We start from the raw sequence: 21,821 nt of genomic DNA on the forward strand, positions 1-21,821 counted from the left end.
ATTTAAAGGCGCAACTGTGTGATTATTAGAATGTTAAGTGTCAGTTTTGAAGTCTAAAGCAAAGGCTACTCCCTTTTAAGAAAGTAGCCATTTGATGCTTTATTAGCTCATGAAAGAGTTAATTAAGCTATAGAAAACTGCTGAGATTGCGATAAGACCCATAACTACAACAAATGCGTTGCTAATGTGGCCGGCATATTTCTTCATCGCTGGTACTTTATGGATTGCATACATAGGCATCAGGAACAGTAACATTGCGATAATTGGACCACCTAATGTTTCAATCATACCTAAAATGCTTGGGTTTAACGTTGCAACGATCCACGTTGTAACCAGCATAAACAGTGCAGTGATTTTATTTAAACGATCTTTTTCGATTGTTTTGCCTTTTTCACGCAGTGATTTGATGATTAAACCATTGAAACCTTCACGGGCACCTAAATAGTGGCCTAAGAAAGATTTAGTAATCGCAACGAATGCAATGAAAGGTGCAATATAAGCGATAACAGGTGCTTCAAAATGGTTAGCAAGGTAAGACAGGATACTGATGTTTTGTGCTTTTGCTTCTGCTAAGTTTTCTGGTGTTAAGCTAAATACACAACTAAACACGAAGAACATAACAGTGATAACCATCATGATGTGTGCATAAGCTAAAATGCGTGAACATTTTTTCTCTGCGTTTTCGCCGTATTCTTCACGTTTTGCAACAGCAAACGCAGAGATGATTGGAGAGTGATTGAAAGAGAACACCATTACAGGGATAGCTAACCATAGGGTTACTAATAGGCCTTGCCCCATGCCAGACGTGGTTGCGTGATCAAAAGAGAGAGTCTCAAGGATTGCACCATTCCATTCTGGGATCAGATACAGTGCAAGTACCATCAATATTGCAACAAATGGGAATACCAGCACGCTCATTGCTTTAACAATAGCTTGTTCACCAAAGCGAATAATACACATGATACCGACAATCAGGATCAGTGATAAAATTGCACGAGGCGGAGCTGCCATATGCATTTGGTTTACAATAAAGCTTTCTACAGTATTAGTGATAGCAACACTATAAACTAATAAAATAGGATAAATTGCAAAGAAATAAAGCAGTGTGATCAGTTTACCTGCAGTTTTACCAAAGTGTTCTTCAACAACTTCAGTAATATCTTCACCAGGATTTTTACCTGATAACACAAAGCGACACATACCACGGTGTGCAAAGAAGGTCATTGGGAATGCAAGTACTAACATGATCAACAGAGGAATTAAACCACCAATCCCTGCGTTGATAGGTAAAAATAGAACGCCAGCACCGATAGCCGTACCGTATAAACCTAACATCCATACAGTATCTGACTTACGCCATGTTTTGTAATCACCTTGGGTGTTACCCGACGCGATAGAACCAGCTTTGGTTGTATCCATAATACTCTCCGAAATAACGCGGTAAAAAAATAATGAATAAAAATAAGAGCGCAATTGTATTTTCTAGAAACAACTACGGTATAAATTTAATTATGAATAAATGAGTGTATTGAGTACCTGGTGTTATCTCAATATCTTCAATTACTACATATAAATATAAAAATCTTTAACCTTCAAAAGAATTAAGCTCTTTTAAAATTTGAAAAAATATTCAATAAGTTTATATCCAGACTTAAGAGGTGCAGAATATAGTGTTTTTCAGGATAAACTACCGTGATCACCATCTCAAATGCTAAATATAACTGAAAAACCTAAAAATGTAACATTTTTTATATTTTATGTTTTTTGAGGGGAGTTTTAAAATATTTTGAAATGATTTTCCAATTTTAAAGCAAGTATAAAATAAAGCTAAATACTTAAATATTCACATATTAATGATTATTTTGACGTGTTTTTATTAACTAAAGATTAAATGATTAAAATCAATTAGGTTATTTTTATTTACAATTTAAACATTATATTAACTATTTATCTTATTGAAAATTAAGAATAAATTATTTTATTTAAATAATGTTTAAAAGTAGACGAAAGAATATAGAAACGATGAAATATGATTATTTATTAATGAATTCCTTTTATTTTATGAAATGAAGATAGCGATATTTCATTTATAAGTAGAATATTGTTTATAAAAAAAACAATAAATTCGTTAATAAATGAGTTGGGTAGGTTGTTATATAACGAATATAAAAGTTTAAATTTGATTAAAATAACAACACATTTAGTTTTGGACGATTAATATAATAGTAGAGAATATTTTTATTTATATATTAATATATTGAAGGAGGCTTAAGTTAAATATAAAAAAGACCACATAAATGTGGCCTTTTCGAAATTAGAAAGGTTAGGCCTTTGTCCAACCTTTACGAATAGGATAAGCAAAACAGAGTTGATAGAGCTGTTGTACCCATTTTTGGAGTATTTTACCGCCTTTAGACCAGAAGATCTGACAAAGGCCACAAGAAAGTAGAGCAACAATAAAAGCACCAATCATATCGATTGGCCAATGCACACCAAGGTAGATACGTGCCCAAGCAATCGCTAGTCCTAAACCTAGCATGATATAACCAATACGTTTACTGTTATGCCAAAACAGGTAAGCTAAAGCAATGGTGAAAACAAACGTACCATGGTTACTTGGGAATGATGGTGTGGCATCGTGATCAAGAAAGTTGTAGCCAATGTTGGCGGCAAAAGGACGGTCATGAGGAGCAATAGCACCAATCATCCAAGAGATAGAAAGTGCGATACCCAAAGAGACAGCAGCTTTACATACTAATGCTCTTTGCTGGTTAAGATGTTTTTCATTACCCCATAACCAATAGAACACTAAGGATAATGGAAAAAGATAGACAAGGTACTTAGCAATAACTATCGCCGTACCGATTTCTAAAGGAGATGCCGCAGGTGTTGCATTCATTATTGAAAATACGGCTAAATTAAATTGTTCCAGCAAAGTAGGCTCCATACATGTCGTGCTGATAAGCGATGTTTATGATACATAATACGCAAGTTTTTAAGGGTAAATGAGGGAGTAATAAGGGTAAAGTGTTTTTTTCTTATTTAATTGTGCTTTTTTTAAAAGAATTGTCAGTTTTAGATTTAACTGAACTAAAGCACTCTTAAAAAGAGTATTTCACTTATGGTATTGCTCTCACATTATTCTTTTTTCTTATTATCAACGAGGTATAAAATGTGGCTCCAAAAAAACATCATACTCAAGGCAAGGCCGAGAGGGTTCCACTTAATTACACAGGTATTGATTCAAGAATTACCCGAACTAAGACAATATAAAATTGGAATAGCTCATTTTTTTATTCAACATACATCGGCTTCATTAACGATTAATGAAAATGCCGACCCGACAGTACGAAGTGACTTTGAAAGCTTCTTTAATCAAAGTGTGAAAGAGAATGAAGATTACTATCTTCACACTTATGAAGGTAGTGATGATATGCCAGCTCATATAAAAAGTAGCTTACTTGGGCAAAGTGTCACGATCCCTATTAGTCAAGGTGAGTTGAATTTAGGAACTTGGCAGGGGGTTTATCTTGGTGAACATCGTAATCACGGAGGGGATCGTCGCATTATTGTGACATTGCAAGGCGAGCGTCACTAAATATCAAGCAATAAAAAACCCGACAGTTATTTCACCAAAAGGGTTGAAACTATCGGGCTCCTCAATATTTGGGGACATCAAAGAAAAGCAGTGGCACTAATTCAGACTACGAGTTAGAAAGAAAGTTCGCTGGCTAATGAAAAAAAATAGAATTTTTTTTTAGAAAGAGTGGGAAGATAATGAAAAAATGGGGTGATGCAAAAAAAGAAAGCGCTAAAACATATTGATAAATAATCTGTTTTAGCGCTTTTGAATTAATTATAGATGCCTAAATTTTCTTTAGCATAAGCTTCAAAATCTGTGCAACCACCAATGTGTTTCTCATCAATAAAAATTTGTGGCACAGTTTCAACTGGTTTACCGACAGTTTTAGATAAATCAGCTTTTGTAATTCCTTCTGCTTGAATATCAACATAACGGAAATCGAAATCATCACGTTTTTCAGATAAAGTTTCAGCCAGTTGTTTTGCACGAACACAATATGGGCAACCAGGGCGACCAAAAATGACAACAAACATACGACACTCCTTATTGAGGAAATAAAATTCAGGCATAATAGTTTCTCTTGGTTGTTACTATGCCTTTTTATTAGGCTAAACAAAAACAGTTATTGCCTTTTAGTGTGATAAATTATACCAATTTGCTGAATAATGAGATAGGACTGCAACACTGCATTTAGCGGAGAAATGATGGAAAAGCCTTCAAATCGAGATATGAAATCACTGTCAGATATGCCAAAACCCATTATTATCATTGAAATAATAGGGATCATTTTATTGGTGGTTGCTTATCTTTATATCAATCAATATATGACCTCTCCGCAGTGGCTAGGAACATATACAGGACAATTAACGCTAGTTGTTTTAGGGGTTATCTGCATGATCCCGCCAGCTATTCATATAGTATGGCGTGCTATTTATCGATTAACTTTTTTAGGGATTGACCATCAATCCACAAAGAGTAAACAGAAAAAAGAGAATAACAATAAGTAGCTATCTGTTTTTCCTCAAAATGTATTTGAAACTAAGAAAATACAATGTGTAAATTGGCTTAATTTTCTTAGTTTTTTTATTTATTAGTGCCTTCAAGATAGAAAAAGTGGCAAAATAGCGCCAATGCCAAAAGGCACTCTTTTTTTTGCGCGTAAAGGTTATTTGAATGAACGCTGTTGTGACTACCGATCTGGATCAGCTAAAGTCTTGGCTTGATGAATTACAGATTGCTTATTATGAATGTGACTCTTGTCAGGCGTTACATTTACCGCATCTTCAATATATCAGTGGTATTTTTGATGCCAAAATTGATATTCTTGAAGATGTGCTTGTATTTACCGCTATCGCTGAGCTAAAACCGTCAGCAATAGTGCCATTAATGGCAAATTTAAGCCAAATTAATGCAAGTTCTTTATTTATTAAAACATTTCTAGAAATTAGTGACGAGAACTTACCAAAATTAGTTTTTTGCCAATCATTTCCGGTTGCCGCAGGTATCTCACTTAATCAATTTGACCTGTTCTTACAAAAAGCAGAAGAGCAATCTGCTGAAGTTATCAGCGAAATTTTTAATAACGGCTTCTTGTATGGTGAAAAGCAAGAAAGTGAAAACGAAGATGAAGAAGATGTTGAGATAACTAGCGCATCAACTGACTCCTCCTATACTGTACATTAATATTAATCTCCATAACGGTCACAAAATCTTATGCAATGCGCACGATTTAGTGCGGGTGATTGTCATTCTTGTGAATGGCTTTCTCTTGCTTATTCTGAACAAATCAAGAAAAAACAGCACAGTTTATTATCATTGCTACCTGAAGATTATGCTTTTGATAAATTAACGCCTGTTGAAAGCCAGCAAGCACAGTTTCGTAATAAAGCAAAAATGGTAGTCAGTGGCAGTGTTGAAAAACCAGTATTAGGTCTAAAAACACGAGAGGGAGTGGCTGTCGATTTATGCGAATGTCCTCTTTATCCTGACTCTTTTGCACCGATCTTTCCGATTTTAAAAACATTTATAGCGAGAGCAGGATTAGTACCTTACGATATTGAGCGTCGTCGTGGCGAACTTAAGTTTATCTTATTAACCGAAAGCAGAAGCAATGGCACGATGATGTTACGCTTTGTTTTGCGCTCAGAAAAAAAACTAGAACAGCTTCGCAAAGCACTTCCTTGGTTACAAGCACAATTGCCTCAATTAGCTGTTATCTCTGTGAATATTCAACCTATTCATATGGCTATTCTTGAAGGTGAAAAAGAAATTATTCTGACTGAAAAAACGTTTTTGGATGAATCTTTTAATCAAATTCCATTACATATTCGCCCTAGAGGTTTTTTTCAAACTAATCCAGAGGTTGCTTCATCACTTTATGCTACGGCAGGTCGTTGGGTGAGAGAATTAAATATCACACATTTGTGGGATATGTTTTGTGGAACAGGGGGGTTTGGGTTGCATTGTGCAGATAAATCAACTCAATTAACAGGGATTGAAATTAGTCCAGAAGCGATTGAATGTGCACGTTTATCGGCTCAAGAATTAGGATTAGAGCATGTTGAGTTTCAAGCATTAGATTCAACAGGATATGCATTAGCTAAAGAGTCAGTACCTGAATTAGTGCTTGTTAATCCGCCAAGACGAGGGATCGGAGAGGCACTGTGTGGCTATTTAAATACAATGAAACCTCGCTTTATTTTGTACTCTAGCTGCAATGCTCAAACCATGGCTAAAGATATTCAGCAACTTACACACTATCAGATAGATAGAGTGCAATTGTTTGATATGTTTCCTCATACTTCTCACTATGAAGTCCTTACATTATTGGTATTAAAAGATAGCTAAGATAGTTATTAAAAAATAACAGATCAGTGTTAATACATTATTTATTCAGACATAAAAAAAACACCCCAAAGTTGGTGTCCAACTTTTGGGGTTAGTTCAAACTGCTGGGGTGTTTTTATATTGACAAGTCGGCTTACGCGCTTTTAATTACGATGCTCAAACTCTAAGGCTTTCTTCTCAATCAATCTCATTAAGAGTGTCAGTATTCCGTTGATACACAGATAAATAATGCCTGCTGCAACAAAAACCATCACATCATAACTTTGACCAAAAACTTGTCGGCTATAACCAGTTAATTCAAGTAGGGTGATAGTACTGGCAAGTGAGGTACTTTTGAATATTAAGACCACTTCGTTTGAATAGGATGAAAGCGCACGCTTAAATGCGTAAGGTAATATCACTCTTGCTGTTTGTACGGGTGACATTCCTAACGCTTGACAGGATTGCCACTGTCCTGATGGAATTGCTCTTACCGCACCATAGAAAAGTAAAGTTGAATAAGCCGCACTGTTTAATGCTAATGTGACCATGGCACAAAACCAAGGTGTTGATAATAACTCCCACATTGTTGGGAAGTTTTTCAACACAGGAAATTGCCCAGGGCCATAATAGATTAAGAAGAACTGTACTAATAAAGGCGTACCAGTAAATAAGGTAATATAGGCTTTTACTATTTGGCTAATAACCGGTGTTTTTAATGCCAAAACAAAAGTCATTAAAACCGAGAGAGTAAATGCAACCAATAGAGCCACAAATGTTAAAGAAAGGCTAGTTGGTAATCCCGGTAAAATATCAACAATATAATCCCACATTATGAGGCACTCCGTTCAAATCGGGTCGTTCTCATTTCTAACCATTTCAGGATATATTGACTGACCAACGTAATTGCCAAATAAATTAATGCAACAATGCTATACCAAGTAAAAGGCTCTTGAGTTCGGTTAGCGATACTTTGTGTTTGTAACATTAAATCATTAACGCTGATTAATGAGACTAAAGCCGTATCTTTTAATAGAACTAACCACTGATTACCCAAACCCGGTAAAGCGTGACGCCACATTTGAGGCATGATAAATCGGAAGAAAATAGTAATACGGCCCATGCCTAAGGCTTGGCCAGCTTCCCACTGTCCTGTAGGTACTGCTTTTAATGCACCACGTAAAGTTTGGGAGGCATAAGACGCATAAAGAAGTGAAAGGGCGATAACACCGCAATAGAAAGGCAATGATTCAGTATCACCAAAATCAATTTGTAAGGTGAAAGCACCAAGATCAATTCCATCCATTAACATCATGACACCTTGCAAGGTGCCATAATAGACAAAAAGAACCACCAGCATTTCTGGTAGTCCTCTAATTAGTGTTACCCAACATGTTCCTAAGAAAGCAAAGGCTTTCCATCTCGCGGATTCCCAAGCTGTAAACAGCATGGCTAGAACTAACCCGATGATAAGAGCAGAAATAGCAAGTGTGACCGTTGTGACGGCCGCACCTGCTAGAGTTGTTATTTCATTCATTTATTAAGCTATTATTGTTATTCAAACCATTTTTTATAAATGACATCATAGGTGCCATCAGCTTTTACTTCAGCTAATGCTTTGTTTAATTTATCTTGTAAATCAGCATTACCTTTTCTTACTGCGATCGCAAGGCCTGTACCAAAGTAGTTAGGATCTGCAACTTTGTCGCCTACAATACCTAATTCAGGATTCTTTTTCAGCCATTCATTAACAACAGCAGTATCACCAAAGATAGCCTCGATACGACCATTTTTAAGATCTAATACTGCATTTTGATAACTGTCATAAGGAACAGTTTTCATCTCTTTGTGTTGTTCATTGATGAATTTCTGATGGGTTGTCCCATTCTGGACACCAATTTGTTTGCCTTTTAAGCTCGCAACATCAGAAATTTTACCTGTTACTGTGATAAATACTGCCGAGTTATCATAGTAAGAATCAGTGAAATCAACTTGTTTTTGACGCTCTGGCGTAATATCAATACCCGCCATTAACGCTTCAAAACGACGGAATTTCAGACTCGGAATTAAACTATCAAATGACTGATTGGTAAAGGTACAGTCAGCATTAATTTTTGCACACATCGCATTGGCTAAATCAACATCAAATCCCACAATTTGATTATTCGCATCAATCATTTCAAATGGAGGATACGTTGCTTCAGTTGCAAAACGAATTGTCTCTTTCTCAGCCGCAGTTGCAGAAAGTGTAATACTGGTCAGAAGTGCTGCAAATAATATTTTTTTCATTGTCTGATCCTGATTTAGTGTGACAAGTAATTAGCAAAAGCTTCCGTTTGTGGAGCAGTGAAACGATAGTTATCACCTTGCTCTATAATACGGCCGTTTTCCATATATACAACTTTGCTCGCGGCTTTGCGTGCAATTTCAACTTCGTGGGTCACAATAACTTGTGTAATACCCGTTTCAGAAAGCTCTTTAATGATATCAACAACTTGAGCTGTAATTTCAGGATCTAATGCTGCCGTTGGTTCATCAAATAAGAGAACTTGAGGCTCCATCATTAATGCTCTTGCAATAGCAACACGTTGTTGTTGTCCTCCAGATAAATGTAGAGGAAAACGCCCTGCATAATCACTTAAACGCAAACGCTCAAGTAATTTCATTGCTTTTTCTTTGGCTTGTGGTTTTGATAAACCTAATACACGACAAGGTGCTTCAATTAAATTATCAAGAACCGTTAAATGTGGCCATAAATTGTATTGTTGAAATACCATACCCACATTTTGGCGTAATAAGCGAATTGCCTTTGCATTAGGCTGTTGGCTAAAGTCAAAATGCAGACCAGCAATCTCTAATTCGCCTGAACGTGGCATTTCTAATAAATTGAGAACTCTCATTAGTGAGCTCTTACCCGCACCACTTGGTCCTAATAGAACCATTGTTTCACCGGCAGAGCATTCTAGATTAATGTCATAGAGCGCTTGGTGCGAACCGTAGAAACAATTTATGTTTTTTAATTGAATACTCATGCGTTTTTTTTGAATAGTCATCAACTGTTTCAAATAATAAAACGGTAAGAATAATTATGCAACTAAAACTGCATAATAAAGTGGTTTCTTTATATAAAAATGGGTAGTTTAGCTATTTTTTCTCACCGTTAGATGAATTTTTATCCAGTTTATAAGCGTTAATACTTATTGTTTTAGCCATACCTTTGAAAATAAATAAGTGCGCGGGCATCATCGCGAACCAATAAAGTAATCCACTAAATCCTGCTGGGTGCCACCAAGCACGAACATCTATTGAACGAAGATTACCACTGTCGTGGATTGTGAAAGAAAGTCTACCTAAACCGGGCGCTTTCATTCCAAATAATAGTGTGAGCTGTTTTTCAGGCTCAAGTTTGATCACTCGCCAACCATCAATCATATCGCCAAGCACTAATGTTTCTCTAGAAGGGCGTCCGTAAGTGACTTTATTTCCAGCGATATCATCCATAATGGCGCGTATTTTCCATAACGCATTACCATAAAAATAGCCTTGTTCTCCGCCGATTTGTTGCACTGTATGCCAAAGCGATGCTGCGCTTGCTGGTGTGGATACTGTATAACCTGCATTTTTAGGGTAATAGCCATAGCCAGGTTTCCAACGACTACGAACAGCAGGAGAGTAACCCCAATCTTTGTTATCTAAAGCTGCTGCTTCATCAGCGAGTGTCTCTTTTACTGCATCATCAAATTTAATTAGGGTTTGAGGAATAAGTTTACGTAATGGTTCATCATTGGCTGGGAGATCGTATTTAAGCCCTTGGATCAGCTCTTTGGCAATAGAGGTTGGCACAGAAGTGATCATACTGATAAAGCCGGCAGAAATAAGACTACCGGGCATCGGTAGTGGGATTAATACGCGTTTTTTACCTGAGATTTTAATAAAGCGCTCAAAAAGGGTTTGATAGCTAATATATTCAGGACCTCCGGCATCAAAAATACGGTGTTGATGAGTGGGGTGATGAATAATTTCAGTTAAATAGTGAATTAAATTTTTGAGCGCAATAGGGGAAGATTTAGAACGAACCCAACGTGGCGGTGTAAGAATAGGGAGGTTGTAAACCATATCACGCATAATCTCAAAGGCAGCAGAGCCTGGTCCGACAATCATTGAGGTGCGAATTTCAGTCACGGGAATAGCGCTGGTTCTTAACACTTCCCCCGTTAGTTTTCGGGCAATAAGATGAGGTGAATATTGTTGATCTTTATGTTGTAACGCACTTAAGAAGATAATTTGTTTAACATTACTGCCTTCTAATGCTTCCACAACATTGATTGCCGCTTTACGCTCTTGCTCAATTAAATTATGTGCATCGCTCATGCTATGAACAAGGTAATAAACAATATCAGTATCATGCATGACTTTGTTTAAGGTTTCAGGATCATATAAATCGACAAAGATACAGCGTGTATTTTCCCAACCTTGAGACATCATCCAGTCTACTCGACGGGCACCTGCAGTGACCTGATGACCTTGCTCTATCAAAGCTGGAATAAGATTTTGACCAATATGCCCACTTGCACCAAGTACTAATACACGCTGTTGATTCATGGTTAATCCATTGTAAAAAGAGAACGTTATCGTTCTATTGTTACTGATTTTTCTATGAAGTAAAGAACGCCATTAAGATTGGTGTGATTAAACTTAAAACAAATCCATGCACAATAGCCGCAGGAACGATGGCAACACCGCCGCTTCTTTGTAAAACAGGTAAAGTAAAGTCCATGGAAGTTGAACCACAAATCCCTAATGCCGTGTTTCTATAACGATTAACAATGATAGGAATAAGCATAATTGCCGCTAATTCACGCATTAAATCATTGAAAAACGCAGTACTACCAATAACAGGACCAAATGCATCGGTAAGTACAATCCCAGATAAAGAGTACCAACCATATCCAGATGCAATGGCTAATCCCATTTTCATCGGCAACCCTAGTAAATAAGCAGCTAAAGCACCACCTGCAAGCGCACTTACCCCCATGACAACAGCAACGGTTGTTCCTCGGCGGTTAATTAAAATTTGTTTTGGGCTCATTCCGCTATTACGTAATTGTAATCCGACTAACCACAGCAAGAAGATAAGCGCACCTTGGCTAGCATGAGATGCATAATGAAAGATTGACCAGCCTGTTAAGCCAACAAAAAAACCGACAACAACGACACCGCATAATTGTAGTGATTCAAGTACCATTTTTATGCGTGATGGGGGCTTAGATTGCTTATGTGCAGGGACATGCCAAGGATCTTTTTTATCCAATAGCCATAAAAATAGTAAATTTGCACCAAAGGTACATAAAAAGAAAACGCTGGCATAAGCAAGAATAGAGACTAAATTTTCACCAATATTATCTAACATGGCTAAACTGACGCCCATTAGAAATAGGATAACGTAAACCATCGCACTGAGTAGGCGATTTGCCAGATGAAGTAATGGGCGATTGTTTAACTTAATCAAATACCCTACAAAAAGTGGCAGTAGGATAATCAATAACCCTGATAACATTTCTATTCCTTACTGAGTGCACTCAAATTATAAAATAAATTAATAACGCTGTCTGTATTATAACATTTACTTATGTTGTTGTGGATACAGAAGCTGAGATAAATCTAAAATTTTTATTGAAGCCATGAGCCTAACATGTTTACCGATAAGTGGCTTTAATTGTTTGAAAAGCGAACGATTTGGGTATATATCGAATAGTTGAGTAAATTTTATTACGACACTCTTTAACTGTGATTTAATGAAAATATTCATTAAGTGAAATTATTGGCAGATTAAGCATAAAATTAAGATAGAAAGAATAAAAAAACATAGCTTAGTCGTAACTAACGAGGGCATTTATGTATTTAGAAAGAGTGGAAATTGTTGGATTCCGTGGACTTAATCGTCTTTCATTACCTCTTGATATGAATACAGTCTTAGTGGGTGAAAATGCGTGGGGTAAAAGCTCATTACTTGATGCGTTAACACTCAGCTTGGGTATTGAAACCTATCAATATGCATTTACACCCGAGGATTTCCATCGTTTGCCGAATGAGTCGGAAGAAAATAGTAAAAAAAGTCTACAAATTATTCTGACATTTACTGAATCACGCCCTGGACGACATCGTTCTTATCGTTTCCATAAAATAGCGCCTGTATGGGTTGCAAATGATGATGAACTAAAACATATCTATTACCGTATCAGCGCTGAATTAGATGAACAAAAGAATGTAAAAACATTCCGCTATTTTCTGGATAAAGAAGGAAAGCAAATTCGCTTACCTAATGGACAAACTCAAGAAATCATTGCAGAGATAGTTAGGCTTTATCCTGTTCTTCGCTTACAAGATGCGCGTTTTGTTCGTGATCTTGCCTCTGACGTTATCGATCCTCATAATAATCCTCACCGAGAAGCGTTTAATAATAAAATGAGTGAGTTAACCAAAGCGTTAGTCAAAAATCCTGATGAGTTGTCAGATGATGATTTACGTGAAGGACTCGATGCAATGCAACAACTGTTAGGGCACTATTTTGCAGATCACGGTTCGTTGTTGTTTAAATCTCGCCCTCGCCATCGCAAGGTTAACGAGCCTCATGTACGTGGTTGGCACGCTTTAGAAAATATTAATAAAGTGCTGGCAAAACCCAATCAAAGAAGTATTCGATTAATTATCTTGGGGATGTTCTCTTCTATCTTACAATCTCGTGGTAGTGCTGCGTTAGATCCTTATGCAAGGCCTATTGTGATTGTTGAAAATCCAGAAACGCGTTTACATCCTATTATGCTTTCGGTGGCTTGGGGATTACTCAATCTTTTCTCATTACAACGGATCACGACCACAAATTCAGGTGAATTATTGTCACTTGCACCATTAGAGAGCGTGTGTCGTTTAGTGCGTGATACCGATAAAGTTGCTGCTTATCGTGTTGGGGAGCAGCAACTACATTCTGATGAAGAGCGACGTATCTCCTTTCATATTCGTTATAACCGACCCTCTGCGTTATTTGCGCGTTGTTGGTTATTGGTTGAAGGCGAAACAGAGATTTGGTTAATGAACGAATTAGCAAGGCAATGTAATTATTTCTTTGAAGCGGAAGGAATAAAAGTCATTGAATTTGCTCAATGTGGACTTAAGCCATTATTAAAGTACGCAACCTATATGGGTATAGAATGGCATACCTTAGTGGATGGTGATGAAGCGGGTAAGAAATATGCCGCTACCGTTAAGGATTTTGCGTTAAAAAGCAATGACGCAGAGCGTGATAGATTAACGAAGCTCCCGGCATTAGATATGGAACACTTTTTATACAAAGAAGGCTTTCGTAATGTATATCATAATGTAGCCGGTGTGCCAGATAATGAAAAATGGCCGACTCGTCGAGTGATTATTAAAGCTATTCAACGTTCATCAAAGCCAGATCTTGCACTAACGGTAGCTAACAATGCAGCTCAACGTGGAATAGATTCCATCCCTTCCATATTGAAAAGTATGTTTTCTCGTGTTGCATGGCTTGCAAGAGGTAAGGCGAATTAGTTCGAATTCATTACACTTGTGTCAGTAAGATAAATTCACGAGATCTACACTTATTTTATTTAGCTATGAGAATAAAAGTTCATAGCTAACGCGTTGTTTTATTTATTAGATTTTTATGTTTAAAAAGGAAAAAACATGGCTTTTTTATCTTTAAAAAAGCGAGGGAGAACACTCACCCTTATTTTAATTTTTGCAGCAATTGCGACATACTTTTTTTGGCCAAAAGAGAAGGCACCGATATATCAAACGCAACAGATCACACGAGGTGATTTGTCAAAAGAAGTGACCGCAACAGGGAAGCTTGATGCTGTGCGTAAAGTTGATGTGGGTGCGCAAGTCAGTGGTCAATTACAAACTTTGTTTGTGAAAGAAGGCGATGCGGTTAAAAAGGGGGACTTGTTAGCGATTATTGATCCTAAGAAAGCGCAAAATGACGTCACTGAATCGCAGGAAACCAACAATGAGCTTAGAGCAAACCTTCAGCAGGCACAGGCCGAATTACGTTTAGCGCAACTTACATATCAACGTCAATTAAAGCTGATTGGTACTCATGCTATTGCGCAAGATGAACTTGATCGCACTAAAACCGATGTTGAAGTAAAAAAAGCACGTATCATCACTTATCAAGCACAAATTAAAAAGAACCAAGCTACGTTAGATACAGCAAAAACGAATCTGCAATATACACGTATCACTGCGCCTATGGATGGCATAGTGACGTTTATTAAAACGCTTGAAGGCCAAACCGTCATTGCTGCACAAGAGGCTCCAACGATTTTAACTTTAGCCGATTTAGATACGATGCTGGTAAAAGCGGAAGTCTCTGAAGCGGATGTTATCTATTTAAAACCCGACCTTAGTGCCTCTTTTACAGTTCTAGGCGCACCAGATAAAGCCTTCAGTGGTAAGTTGAAAGATATTTTGCCGACCCCTGAAAAAATTAATGATGCTATTTTCTACTATGCTCGTTTTGAAGTACCTAATGAACAGCATTTATTACGGTTGCAAATGACTGCTCAAGTTAAAATTCTTATCGAAAATAAGAAAAATGTGCTTCTCGTTCCGCTTTCTGTGTTAGGTGATAATGTAGGCATTAATGAATATTATGTTGATGTATTGGTTAATGGTCAGCCAGAAAAACGCACAGTAAAAATAGGTATGCGTACTGATGTTTATGCCGAAGTTCTCAGCGGATTAAAAGAAAACGATGAGGTTATTCTGGGTGAAACTTCAGGAGAAGCATAATGCCGGCATTATTAGAACTCAATGAGGTTAGTCGCATATATAACAATGGTGAAGAAGAAACCGTTGTTCTCAATAAAATCTCATTAACGATTAATGCTGGCGAAATGGTGGCGATTATTGGCGCTTCTGGTTCTGGTAAATCAACTTTAATGAATATTTTAGGCTGTTTAGATAAACCCAACAGCGGTGAATATAAAGTTGCTGGCCAAAGTGTTGCGAAAATGGATGGCGATCAACTTGCTGCATTACGTCGTGAGCATTTTGGTTTTATCTTCCAGCGCTATCATTTAATGTCTCATTTAAGTGCAGAACAGAATGTTGAAATTCCAGCCATCTATGCAGATAAAAATGCCACTCAACGTAAAGAAAGAGCACGTGAATTATTAACTCGTTTAGGATTAGGCGAACGTATTGATTATCGACCTAATCAACTTTCTGGTGGCCAGCAACAACGTGTAAGTATTGCGAGAGCGTTGATGAATGGTGGCGAGGTCATTCTTGCTGATGAGCCTACTGGTGCATTAGACAGTCATTCTGGTAAAGAAGTAATGGCTATTTTGAAGCAATTAAATGAACAAGGGCATACAGTTATTATCGTAACGCATGATCCTTTAATTGCGGCACAAGCTGAAAGAATTATAGAAATAAAAGATGGTGAAATCATTAATGATAACTGCCATCAAATAACAGTAAATAAAGTTAAAAAAGAGACAACAGCTGTTTTACCATCTCCTTATTTCGGGCAAATATTCGGGCGTTTTACACAAGCATTAGATATGGCCTGGCGTGCCATGGTTGTGAATAAAGTACGCACTTTGCTAACGATGCTCGGCATTATTATTGGCATAGCCTCTGTCGTCACGATTATTGTCATTGGTGATGCAGCTAAAAGCATGGTGCTGGCTGATATAAAAGCGATTGGTTCTAATACGATTGATATCTATCCCGGGAAAGATTTCGGGAGCGACTCACCAGAAGATAGGCAATCATTAACGCTACAAGATGTTTTTGCTTTAAAACAGCAATCTTATGTGCAAGCGGTTACACCACAAGTGCAATTTAGTACGCGATTACGTCGTGGAAACCAAGATTCGCCAGCATCTGTTGCGGGAGTTAGTGATGATTATTTCACTGTGTATGCGATGACGTTTTCACAAGGTCGCTCATTTACACCTGATATGATCCAGCGACAAGCCCAAGTTGTTGTTATTGATGAAAATACCCGTCAGCGATTCTTTCCTAATAAAAAAGAGGTTATTGGTGAGCAAATTATTATTCGTAATATTCCCTCTACGATTGTTGGTGTCATTGCTGAGAAAAAATCGGCTTTTGGCAATGGGCAGTCATTACGTGTTTGGGTACCTTACAGTACTCTAAATAGTCGCATTTTGAATCGAAGTTATCTTGATAGTATTACAGTAAGGGCAATTGAAGGTTATGATGCCAGCGTTGCAGAACAACAAATTCTCCGTTTATTAACAATTAGGCATGGTAAAAAAGATATTTTCACTTATAACCTTGATAGCTTTATTAAGGCTGCTGAAAGTACCACTCAAACAATGCAACTGTTTCTCACTTTAGTGGCCGTTATTTCATTGGTCGTGGGGGGGATTGGTGTAATGAATATTATGCTGGTTTCAGTGACTGAAAGAACGCGAGAAATTGGTATTAGAATGGCGGTTGGTGCCAGAGCTAGTGATGTGATGCAACAATTCCTTATAGAATCTGTATTGGTTTGTCTAGTAGGCGGATTACTGGGAATAGGCCTGTCATTTGGTATTGCCATGATTGCAAGTGCTATGTTGCCTGATTGGCATTTCGTCTTTCAGCCCATTGCATTAGTGAGTGCTTTTATTTGTTCGACTGCTATTGGAATTATTTTTGGATTTTTACCTGCAAGAAATGCAGCAAAAATGAATCCAATAGATGCCCTCGCGAGAGAATAATTCAAACCATAAGATAAAAGCCCTTAAAATATAAAGGGCTTTTATTTGAATGAATTAGGTATTCTGTTTAACTAAAAATACCCAACTATTATGAGTAAAAGGTATTTTTTATTGGGTTTATCTATACTGTAAATTATCTTCTATTCGACAATAGGAATGATAAGGTCAGCATGGTCACCTTTAGGCCCTTTTATCGTGCTATAATTAACTTTCTGCCCCGCTTTAAGTGTGCGGTAGCCTTCCATTCTAATTGTTGAATAGTGGGCAAAAATATCCTCGCCACCTTTTTCAGGGGTAATGAAACCAAAGCCCTTAGCGTTATTGAACCACTTTACTGTACCTGTCTCCATACTTAGCTTCTCTCATATACTTGTATTTATTTGTTTAACATCACTTTCAGTATATTTACTGAGCTGTTCATAAAACATACTCTATTTTATTGTTTCAGTCGTCAAGAGGTGAAGGGGATAGAAAGTGTTTCGATAAGGCGAAATTTTGATGTAGCTAACGCTTTGTAATTTTTTGAATGCAAAAAGAAGGAATAAAAAAGCGTTGATAGGCAGACTTTCCTGTGAGATGGTAAACTAAATGTCATAATTGAAAATGACGTTTAACAAAACTATGAGTAATGCAAAACAATGGGTCAGTTTGATTTTTTAACAGAAACCACGTTAGGGGAAGATGTTCATCAGAAAAATGAGCCACCAGCCATGTATAAGGTGATCTTGAATAATGATGATTACACCCCCATGGATTTTGTTGTAGAAGTGCTTACGATGTATTTTTTCCTTAGCGAGGAAAAAGCAACGCAAATTATGTTGGACGTTCATCATAAAGGGAAAGGAGTTTGTGGGGTTTATAGTGCGGATATTGCCGAAACAAAAGTGGCTCAAGTTAATCTGTATGCGAGAGAAAACGAATACCCACTTTTGTGCACTCTTGAACAGGCATGATCCGGTTAGTTTTTTAAGGAGGAGGTGCTTATGCTTAATCACGAATTAGAGCTGAGTCTTAATGTTGCATTCGCGAAAGCCCGTGATAACAGACACGAATTTATGACTGTAGAGCACCTGTTGTTGGCGCTATTAAGTAATAAATCGGCACGCGAAGCATTGGAAGCTTGTAAAGTCGATCTAGCAGTCTTACGCGAAGAACTTGAAGTCTTTATTCGTAAAACAACCCCTATTTTGCCTGAAAATGTAGACAGAGAAACACAGCCAACGCTGAGTTTTCAGCGTGTATTACAGCGTGCTGTTTTTCATGTTCAATCATCAGGTAAAAATGAAGTTTCTGGCGCTAATGTGCTGGTGGCTATTTTTAGTGAACAAGAATCTCACGCAGCTTACTTATTACGTAAACATGACGTTAGTCGCCTTGATGTCGTGAATTTTATTTCTCATGGTATTTCAAAAGAAGATCAACAAAACGAAGATCTTTCTGACATGAATGATATGAACGCACAATCTCAGCAAGAGATGCCTCAAGGTGACGATCATATGGATAATTTTACCACTAACCTTAATCAGTTAGCGCGCCAAGGTAAAATAGATCCTCTGATTGGGCGTCAAGCTGAATTAGAACGAACTATTCAAGTATTATGTCGTCGTCGAAAAAATAACCCGCTATTAGTGGGCGAATCAGGCGTCGGTAAAACGGCAATTGCAGAAGGGCTTGCATGGCGTATTGAGCAAGATGATGTTCCTGACGTTATGAAGGGCTACACTATTTACTCACTAGATATTGGTTCGCTATTAGCGGGAACCAAATATCGTGGTGATTTCGAAAAACGCTTTAAAGCGTTACTGAAAACCCTCGAAAAAGATGAAAAAAGCATCTTATTTATTGATGAGATCCACACTATTATTGGTGCAGGAGCAGCATCGGGGGGACAAGTTGATGCGGCAAACTTAATTAAGCCATTGTTATCTGGTGGTCGGATTCGCGTTATAGGTTCTACGACTTATCAAGAATTTAGTAATATTTTTGAAAAAGACAGAGCGCTTGCGCGTCGTTTCCAAAAAATTGATGTCACTGAGCCATCTCCAGATGAGACGGTTTTGATCATCAAAGGATTGCGCCAGAAATACGAAGCGCACCATGAAGTCCGTTATACTAATAAAGCGATTCAGGCCGCAGTGGACTTATCGGTTAAATATATCACTGATAGGCATCTACCAGATAAAGCCATTGATGTTATTGATGAAGCGGGTGCAAAAACACGTTTAATTGCACCAAGTAAACGCAAAAAAACGATCAATGTTTCTGATATTGAATCAGTCGTTGCTAAAATTGCACGTATTCCTGAAAAAACAGTTTCTAGTAGTGATAAATCAATACTGAAAAATCTTGATAACCAATTAAAAATGTTGGTATTCGGTCAAGATCCTGCAATTCATGCATTATCTGAAGCCATTAAAATGAGTCGAGCGGGCTTAGGTCAAGATAACAAACCAGTAGGTTCATTCTTATTTGCTGGCCCAACTGGGGTAGGTAAAACAGAAGTTACTGTACAATTAGCGAAAGCGTTGAATGTTAAACTACTACGCTTTGATATGTCAGAATATATGGAAAGACATACGGTAAGTCGTTTAATTGGTGCGCCTCCTGGTTATGTTGGTTTTGATCAAGGTGGATTATTAACGGACGCCGTTATTAAAAATCCATATTCCGTTGTGTTACTTGATGAAATTGAAAAAGCACATCCTGATGTATTCAATATCCTGTTACAAGTCATGGATAACGGTACATTAACGGATAACAATGGTCGTAAAGCCGATTTTCGTAATGTCATTTTAGTGATGACAACCAATGCTGGTGTGCGTGAAACGCAACGTAAATCGATTGGGTTTACAGAGCAAGATAACAGCACTGATGCGATGGTCGAAATCAAAAAAGCGTTCTCACCAGAGTTTCGTAACCGTTTAGATAGTATTATTTGGTTTAATGCATTATCACCAGAAATTATCTCTATGGTAGTGGATAAATTTATTGTCGAGCTACAAGTGCAGCTAGATGATAAGGGGGTATCGCTAGAAGTTAGTCAAGAAGCACGTCAATGGTTGTGCGATAAAGGCTATGATAAAGCGATGGGCGCAAGGCCAATGGCGCGTGTTATTCAAGACAACTTGAAAAAACCATTAGCTAATGAGATTTTATTTGGCTCTCTTGTCAATGGTGGTTCAGTTTCTGTGACATTAGATAAGTTGGCAGGCAAATTGAATTATGAGTTTGTTAGCCAAGAGAAACTGGCCAAGAATGAAGACACCGTTATCTAACGATAGCGGTTAATCTTACTAAGCTATAAAAACATACACCACAGGTGAGCATCAATAAATGCCTTGCCTGTGGTGTTTTTTTCACCCGTTATATGACAATAGCGGGAGAGAACAGATTGGGATCAACGGCTACGGAAGATGATACGGCCTTTGCTCAGGTCATATGGGGTCAGCTCAACGGTAACCTTGTCGCCTGTCAGGATACGAATATAGTTTTTACGCATTTTTCCTGAGATATGAGCGGTAACGACGTGTCCGTTTTCTAATTCTACGCGGAACATCGTGTTTGGCAGAGTATCCAGTACAGTGCCTTGCATTTCAATGTTGTCTTCTTTGGCCATCTAATCCTCTAAGTTTTAATAACCATATTTTTTAAACGGCAAGATAATGCCGAAAATATTGTCCTATGTAAAGGAATGTTATTGGATAGCAATGGTGTTCACCTTGCTATTGCACTTAACATCCTTACCGCAACTTGCGTTTTACTTTGTGAAATAAAAAGTAATAACAGAAGTCGTAATTCTTTGTTTTGTGGTATTTGTAGCAATAAAATAGCAACACCCTAACCACATAATGGGTGTGCAAGATAAAATTTTTGTATAAACCTTTTTGCATAAATAACAGAATGATCTTCTCGATTCTGTCTTAAATTAAGAAGGGCTTTACAAAAACAAGCAGTGATTATAATTCCAACGATTGCTGATACCAACACTTTTTATCAATAATCACTTTTTTCCAGCGCGATAATGCATCTAAATAATGGTCACGCGAGATCTCACTGGCGCCTAACGAGGCAGTATGAGAGTTTAGCACCTGACAATCAAATAGTTGACCCCCATAACGAAGAAAATGGTTATAAAAAGCAATAAAGGCACATTTAGAAGCATTATCTCTGCGACTAAACATCGATTCACCACAAAAAACCGCACCGATATTGACGCCGTATAATCCACCTACGAGTTTATCACCTTCCCATACTTCAACAGAATGTGCTTCACCTTGATGATACAACGCTTCATAACCTTCTTTAATATCAGGGCCTATCCATGTACCTTCATCACGAATAGAACAGGCCTCTATCACTGAAGCAAAGGCATGATTTAGCGTTATTCTATACGGATGATGACGAATAAATTTACGTAAACTGCGCCCAATATGCAAATCACCTGCTGGTAAAACAGCCCTGGGATCAGGTGACCACCATAATGGCTCTTCGTAGGGAAAATACCAAGGGAAGATCCCTGATTGATATGCAACACGTAATCGAGAAGGGGAGATTTCTCCCCCTATCGCTAATAATCCATTAGGCTCTTTTAATGCTAAATGAGGCTCTGGAAAATCCAAATCACTATCATCTAATTGAAACAACGGCAT

Annotated in this window: 21 protein-coding genes; 9 read left to right on the forward strand and 12 right to left on the reverse strand. The window is 37.6% G+C overall.

Going from position 1 to position 21,821, the window contains the following annotated elements; translation table 11 throughout:
* Positions 1 to 102: 102 nt before the first annotated feature.
* Together DK861_RS16635 and ybjG are read right to left on the reverse strand one after the other, a co-directional pair.
* A complete protein-coding gene (locus DK861_RS16635) occupies positions 103 to 1,419 on the reverse strand; it encodes an HAAAP family serine/threonine permease (RefSeq protein WP_109400812.1) in 1,317 nt (438 codons plus the stop codon).
* 904 nt (positions 1,420 to 2,323) lie between these two features.
* Positions 2,324 to 2,935: an undecaprenyl-diphosphate phosphatase gene (gene ybjG, locus DK861_RS16640; RefSeq protein ID WP_072062832.1), complete on the reverse strand. Its 612-nt coding sequence runs from the start codon at positions 2,933 to 2,935 to the stop codon at positions 2,324 to 2,326.
* A 237-nt stretch (positions 2,936 to 3,172) separates the two neighbouring features.
* Here ybjG and DK861_RS16645 point away from each other — a divergent pair, with 237 nt between their 5' ends.
* Complete coding sequence (locus DK861_RS16645; protein ID WP_109400813.1) at positions 3,173 to 3,598, forward strand: secondary thiamine-phosphate synthase enzyme YjbQ; 426 nt, start codon at positions 3,173 to 3,175, stop codon at positions 3,596 to 3,598.
* A gap of 254 nt (positions 3,599 to 3,852) precedes the next feature.
* Here DK861_RS16645 and DK861_RS16650 read toward each other — a convergent pair whose 3' ends face one another.
* On the reverse strand, positions 3,853 to 4,116 hold the full coding sequence (locus DK861_RS16650) for a GrxA family glutaredoxin (protein ID WP_036912158.1): 264 nt from the start codon (positions 4,114 to 4,116) through the stop codon (positions 3,853 to 3,855).
* Between the two features lie 171 nt (positions 4,117 to 4,287).
* Here DK861_RS16650 and DK861_RS16655 point away from each other — a divergent pair, with 171 nt between their 5' ends.
* The 3 genes from DK861_RS16655 to rlmC all read left to right on the forward strand — a co-directional run bounded on the left by DK861_RS16655 (position 4,288) and on the right by rlmC (position 6,430).
* Complete coding sequence (locus tag DK861_RS16655; RefSeq protein ID WP_072062830.1) at positions 4,288 to 4,590, forward strand: YbjC family protein; 303 nt, start codon at positions 4,288 to 4,290, stop codon at positions 4,588 to 4,590.
* 166 nt (positions 4,591 to 4,756) lie between these two features.
* Positions 4,757 to 5,266, forward strand: coding sequence for a YbjN domain-containing protein (locus DK861_RS16660; RefSeq protein WP_109400814.1), 510 nt, complete (start codon positions 4,757 to 4,759; stop codon positions 5,264 to 5,266).
* Positions 5,267 to 5,296: 30 nt separating this feature from the next.
* On the forward strand, positions 5,297 to 6,430 hold the full coding sequence (gene rlmC / locus DK861_RS16665; protein WP_109400815.1) for a 23S rRNA (uracil(747)-C(5))-methyltransferase RlmC: 1,134 nt from the start codon (positions 5,297 to 5,299) through the stop codon (positions 6,428 to 6,430).
* Between the two features lie 143 nt (positions 6,431 to 6,573).
* Here rlmC and artM read toward each other — a convergent pair whose 3' ends face one another.
* From artM to DK861_RS16695, 6 genes are all read right to left on the reverse strand, one after another.
* Positions 6,574 to 7,242, reverse strand: coding sequence for an arginine ABC transporter permease ArtM (gene artM, locus DK861_RS16670; RefSeq protein WP_006537478.1), 669 nt, complete (start codon positions 7,240 to 7,242; stop codon positions 6,574 to 6,576).
* Positions 7,242 to 7,946, reverse strand: a complete 705-nt coding sequence (artQ, locus tag DK861_RS16675; RefSeq protein ID WP_006537477.1) for an arginine ABC transporter permease ArtQ — start codon at positions 7,944 to 7,946, stop codon at positions 7,242 to 7,244. The genes artM and artQ overlap by 1 nt, the downstream gene beginning before the upstream one ends.
* 17 nt (positions 7,947 to 7,963) lie before the next feature.
* On the reverse strand, positions 7,964 to 8,698 hold the full coding sequence (gene artJ, locus DK861_RS16680; protein ID WP_023581291.1) for an arginine ABC transporter substrate-binding protein: 735 nt from the start codon (positions 8,696 to 8,698) through the stop codon (positions 7,964 to 7,966).
* Between the two features lie 14 nt (positions 8,699 to 8,712).
* Positions 8,713 to 9,441 (reverse strand): arginine ABC transporter ATP-binding protein ArtP, encoded by a 729-nt coding sequence (artP, locus tag DK861_RS16685; RefSeq protein WP_006537475.1) that lies wholly within the window; start codon positions 9,439 to 9,441, stop codon positions 8,713 to 8,715.
* Positions 9,442 to 9,553: 112 nt separating this feature from the next.
* The gene (locus DK861_RS16690) at positions 9,554 to 11,011 is read right to left on the reverse strand and encodes a DUF2867 domain-containing protein (protein ID WP_109400816.1); all 1,458 of its coding nucleotides are present in this window, start codon (positions 11,009 to 11,011) and stop codon (positions 9,554 to 9,556) included.
* 52 nt (positions 11,012 to 11,063) lie between these two features.
* Positions 11,064 to 11,966 (reverse strand): lysine exporter LysO family protein, encoded by a 903-nt coding sequence (locus tag DK861_RS16695; protein WP_072062825.1) that lies wholly within the window; start codon positions 11,964 to 11,966, stop codon positions 11,064 to 11,066.
* Positions 11,967 to 12,304: 338 nt separating this feature from the next.
* Here DK861_RS16695 and DK861_RS16700 point away from each other — a divergent pair, with 338 nt between their 5' ends.
* From DK861_RS16700 to macB, 3 genes are all read left to right on the forward strand, one after another.
* The gene (locus tag DK861_RS16700) at positions 12,305 to 13,981 is read left to right on the forward strand and encodes an ATP-dependent endonuclease (protein ID WP_109400817.1); all 1,677 of its coding nucleotides are present in this window, start codon (positions 12,305 to 12,307) and stop codon (positions 13,979 to 13,981) included.
* 135 nt (positions 13,982 to 14,116) lie between these two features.
* Complete coding sequence (gene macA, locus DK861_RS16705) at positions 14,117 to 15,226, forward strand: macrolide transporter subunit MacA (protein ID WP_109400818.1); 1,110 nt, start codon at positions 14,117 to 14,119, stop codon at positions 15,224 to 15,226.
* Positions 15,226 to 17,172, forward strand: coding sequence for a macrolide ABC transporter ATP-binding protein/permease MacB (gene macB, locus DK861_RS16710; protein ID WP_109400819.1), 1,947 nt, complete (start codon positions 15,226 to 15,228; stop codon positions 17,170 to 17,172). Before macA ends, macB begins: the two co-directional genes overlap by 1 nt.
* Positions 17,173 to 17,312: 140 nt before the next feature.
* Here the strand turns inward: macB and cspD are convergent, their stop codons facing one another.
* Positions 17,313 to 17,522, reverse strand: coding sequence for a cold shock domain-containing protein CspD (gene cspD / locus DK861_RS16715; RefSeq protein ID WP_006537462.1), 210 nt, complete (start codon positions 17,520 to 17,522; stop codon positions 17,313 to 17,315).
* Positions 17,523 to 17,810: 288 nt separating this feature from the next.
* Between cspD and clpS the strand changes: the two genes are divergently transcribed.
* Both clpS and clpA read left to right on the forward strand, forming a co-directional pair.
* Positions 17,811 to 18,125: an ATP-dependent Clp protease adapter ClpS gene (gene clpS / locus DK861_RS16720; protein WP_109400820.1), complete on the forward strand. Its 315-nt coding sequence runs from the start codon at positions 17,811 to 17,813 to the stop codon at positions 18,123 to 18,125.
* Between the two features lie 30 nt (positions 18,126 to 18,155).
* Entirely contained in the window at positions 18,156 to 20,447 is a 2,292-nt protein-coding gene (clpA, locus tag DK861_RS16725; protein ID WP_109400821.1) for an ATP-dependent Clp protease ATP-binding subunit ClpA, read from the forward strand.
* 122 nt (positions 20,448 to 20,569) lie between these two features.
* On the opposite strand, the gene infA is transcribed toward clpA, so the two are convergent.
* Positions 20,570 to 20,788 carry a translation initiation factor IF-1 gene (gene infA / locus DK861_RS16730; RefSeq protein WP_004244560.1) on the reverse strand — a complete coding sequence of 73 codons (219 nt, stop codon included), beginning with the start codon at positions 20,786 to 20,788 and terminating at the stop codon, positions 20,570 to 20,572.
* A 340-nt stretch (positions 20,789 to 21,128) separates the two neighbouring features.
* Complete coding sequence (aat, locus tag DK861_RS16735; RefSeq protein WP_072062817.1) at positions 21,129 to 21,821, reverse strand: leucyl/phenylalanyl-tRNA--protein transferase; 693 nt, start codon at positions 21,819 to 21,821, stop codon at positions 21,129 to 21,131.

The organism is Proteus sp. TJ1640 (genome assembly GCF_003144445.1).
Classification (GTDB): Bacteria; Pseudomonadota; Gammaproteobacteria; order Enterobacterales; family Enterobacteriaceae; genus Proteus; species Proteus penneri.